At 56.8% G+C, this 2,967-nt stretch carries 2 protein-coding genes, 3 tRNA genes and 1 pseudogene; 5 read left to right on the top strand and 1 reads right to left on the bottom strand.

What is annotated here, in order from left to right:
- A pseudogene (locus AB5Y48_RS18355) lies at positions 1 to 183 on the top strand (IS4 family transposase); the annotation flags it as partial.
- A 46-nt stretch (positions 184 to 229) separates the two neighbouring features.
- Here AB5Y48_RS18355 and coaA read toward each other — a convergent pair.
- Positions 230 to 1,168 carry a type I pantothenate kinase gene (gene coaA / locus AB5Y48_RS18350; protein WP_050667582.1) on the bottom strand — a complete coding sequence of 313 codons (939 nt, stop codon included), beginning with the start codon at positions 1,166 to 1,168 and terminating at the stop codon, positions 230 to 232.
- A gap of 246 nt (positions 1,169 to 1,414) precedes the next feature.
- On the opposite strand from coaA, the gene AB5Y48_RS18345 reads away from it, so the two are divergent.
- The 4 genes from AB5Y48_RS18345 to tuf all read left to right on the top strand — a co-directional run bounded on the left by AB5Y48_RS18345 (position 1,415) and on the right by tuf (position 2,965).
- A tRNA-Tyr gene (locus AB5Y48_RS18345) sits at positions 1,415 to 1,499 on the top strand.
- 36 nt (positions 1,500 to 1,535) lie between these two features.
- Positions 1,536 to 1,610 (top strand) — tRNA-Gly (locus tag AB5Y48_RS18340).
- Between the two features lie 4 nt (positions 1,611 to 1,614).
- Positions 1,615 to 1,690, top strand: a tRNA-Thr gene (locus AB5Y48_RS18335).
- A gap of 90 nt (positions 1,691 to 1,780) precedes the next feature.
- Positions 1,781 to 2,965 carry an elongation factor Tu gene (gene tuf / locus AB5Y48_RS18330; RefSeq protein ID WP_060588043.1) on the top strand — a complete coding sequence of 395 codons (1,185 nt, stop codon included), beginning with the start codon at positions 1,781 to 1,783 and terminating at the stop codon, positions 2,963 to 2,965.
- The last annotated feature ends 2 nt before the right edge of the window (positions 2,966 to 2,967 follow it).

Here is a 2,967-nt window from a genome sequence, read left to right as displayed (position 1 = left end):
TTGAGCTGTATGCCGTTCATGTCACCAGGGAATATCCCTAAGCGGGTGGCGGAGTTGGAGAAACAAGCGGGGCAGTTTGTGTTACCCGATAGGATAGAGCGAAGTTACCCCCGCTGCGTGAAGCCAAGACCGCAGAAGTACAGCGTGAAAAAATCCAATAAAAACAATGCCAGTCAGTCTTAACTGACTGGCATTATGGCCGTGGCCACCTTTTTTATTTTCGTCCCGGTTACTTGCGAAGCTTTACCTGCTCCACCGCATGATCCCGCCCCTTGGTCAGGATCAGGTTGGCCCGTTCCCGGGTTGGCAAGATGTTTTCGACCAGATTGACGTAGTTGATCTCCTGCCAGATGCCGGAGGCAACCGCCACGGCCTCCTCATCGCTGAGTTGGGCATAGTGATGAAAGTACGAGTTGGGATCGGCGAAGGCACCGCTGCGAAACTTGAGGAAGCGCTCTATGTACCAGCTCTTGAGCAGGTCGGCCTCGGCATCCACATAGATGGAGAAGTCGACGAAGTCGGAGACGAAGACCCGGTGCGGTTGCTCCGGATAGTCCATGCCGCTTTGCAGCACATTGAGCCCCTCCAGGATCAGAATATCCGGCTGCTCGACCACCTTGGTCTCATCGGGGAGGATGTCATAGATGAGGTGGGAGTAGACGGGGGCCTCGACCCGCTCGTGACCGGCGCGAACATTGGCCACAAACTCCACCAGATGGCGGATGTCATAGGATTCGGGGAAGCCCTTGCGACGCATCAGCCCACGCGCCTCCAACTCCTTTTTGGAGTAGAGGAAGCCATCCGTGGTGATGAGCTCGACCTTGGGATGCTCCGGCCAGCGCTCCAGCAGAGCTTGCAGGATACGCGCCGTGGTGCTCTTGCCGCCCGCCACGCTGCCCGCGATGCTGATGATATAGGGGACCTTGCCTCTGGACTGGCCGAGAAACTGCTCCAGCACCCGGCTGCGGCGTTGCTTGGCCTTGACGTAGAGGTTGATGAGTCGCGACAGCGGTAGATAGATGGCCTCGACCTCGGGCAGAGAGACTCGCTCGTTGATGCCCCTGAGAGTGTGAAGATCCTGCTCAGTGAGAGTGAGAGGGACCGAATCGCGCAGCATGGCCCACTGGTCGCGGGAGAATTGCAGATAGGGAGAGTGCTCTGTCGTCATGATGTCATCGATCGGTTACCGGGCAGGGGCGACCTTACACCATGGCGAGCGGGCGCCACAAGAAAAAGGAGGGGAGAGGTGAGCGCTGCCTGAAAAGGGGCGTATGCGCTTCCTTAGTCCAACAGTTGCATCCCCCTGTCGCTTACAATAAAATGCGCGACGCTTAGCTGTCGGTCGCTTTTTTGTATAAAAAAACGACAAAACAACGGATGCAAGCATGATTTCCGTTGCGACACCAGGTTAACCGGAGGGGTTCCCGAGCGGCCAAAGGGATCAGACTGTAAATCTGACGGCTCTGCCTTCGAAGGTTCGAATCCTTCTCCCTCCACCATTTCTCTGCGGTTTGAGTTATCTGGGTTAGAGAAATGCGGGCATCGTATAATGGCTATTACCTCAGCCTTCCAAGCTGATGATGCGGGTTCGATTCCCGCTGCCCGCTCCAACATGCTGATATAGCTCAGTCGGTAGAGCGCATCCTTGGTAAGGATGAGGTCGGCAGTTCGACTCTGCCTATCAGCACCACCTCTGCTCCCACCAACTTCATCCGCATGTAATAAACTGTCTGTGGTTGGCTTGCCACCGCGTACTCAGCGTTAGTTTAGAGGGACGATCATGTCTAAAGAGAAATTTGAGCGTAGTAAACCGCACGTTAACGTGGGTACCATCGGCCACGTTGACCACGGTAAAACCACCCTGACCGCCGCTATCACCAACGTGCTGGCCAAGCACTTCGGTGGCAAGGCCTTCGCCTTCGACCAGATCGACAAGGCGCCGGAAGAGCGTGAGCGTGGTATCACCATCAACACCTCCCACGTAGAATACGACACCGCTACCCGTCACTACGCTCACGTAGACTGCCCGGGTCACGCCGACTACGTTAAGAACATGATCACCGGTGCTGCCCAGATGGACGGCGCAATCCTGGTAGTAGCTGCTACCGACGGCCCGATGCCGCAGACCCGTGAGCACATCCTGCTGGGTCGCCAGGTAGGCGTTCCGTACATCATCGTGTTCATGAACAAGTGCGACATGGTTGATGACGAAGAGCTGCTCGAGCTGGTAGAGATGGAAGTGCGTGAGCTGCTGTCCGAGTACGACTTCCCGGGCGACGACCTGCCGGTCGTACGTGGCTCTGCCCTGAAGGCGCTGGAAGGCGAAGCTCAGTGGGAAGAGAAGATCCTGGAGCTGGCCGGTCACCTGGATACCTACATCCCGGAGCCGGAGCGTGCCATCGACATGCCGTTCCTGATGCCGATCGAAGACGTATTCTCCATCGCCGGTCGTGGTACTGTCGTTACCGGTCGTGTAGAGCGCGGTATCGTGAAGGTAGGTGAAGAAGTTGAAATTGTTGGTATCAAAGAGACCACCAAGACCACCTGTACCGGTGTTGAAATGTTCCGTAAGCTGCTGGACGAAGGTCGTGCAGGTGAGAACGTTGGCGCCCTGCTGCGTGGCGTGAAGCGTGAAGACGTAGAGCGTGGTCAGGTACTGGCGAAGCCGGGCACCATCACCCCGCACACCAAGTTCGAGTCCGAAGTATACGTACTGTCCAAGGAAGAAGGTGGTCGTCACACCCCGTTCTTCAAGGGCTACCGTCCGCAGTTCTACTTCCGTACTACCGACGTGACCGGTACCATCGAACTGCCGGAAGGCGTAGAGATGGTCATGCCGGGCGACAACATCAAGATGGTTGTTACCCTGATCTGCCCGATCGCGATGGACGACGGTCTGCGCTTCGCAATCCGTGAAGGTGGCCGTACTGTTGGCGCCGGCGTTGTAGCCAAGGTTATCGAGTAATC

This window comes from Aeromonas sp. R6-2, from assembly GCF_040908155.1.
GTDB classification, from domain to species: Bacteria; Pseudomonadota; Gammaproteobacteria; order Enterobacterales; family Aeromonadaceae; genus Aeromonas; species Aeromonas schubertii.
Note: the sequence above shows the minus strand (reverse complement) of the source record. Positions and strands in the feature narration are given on the sequence as shown.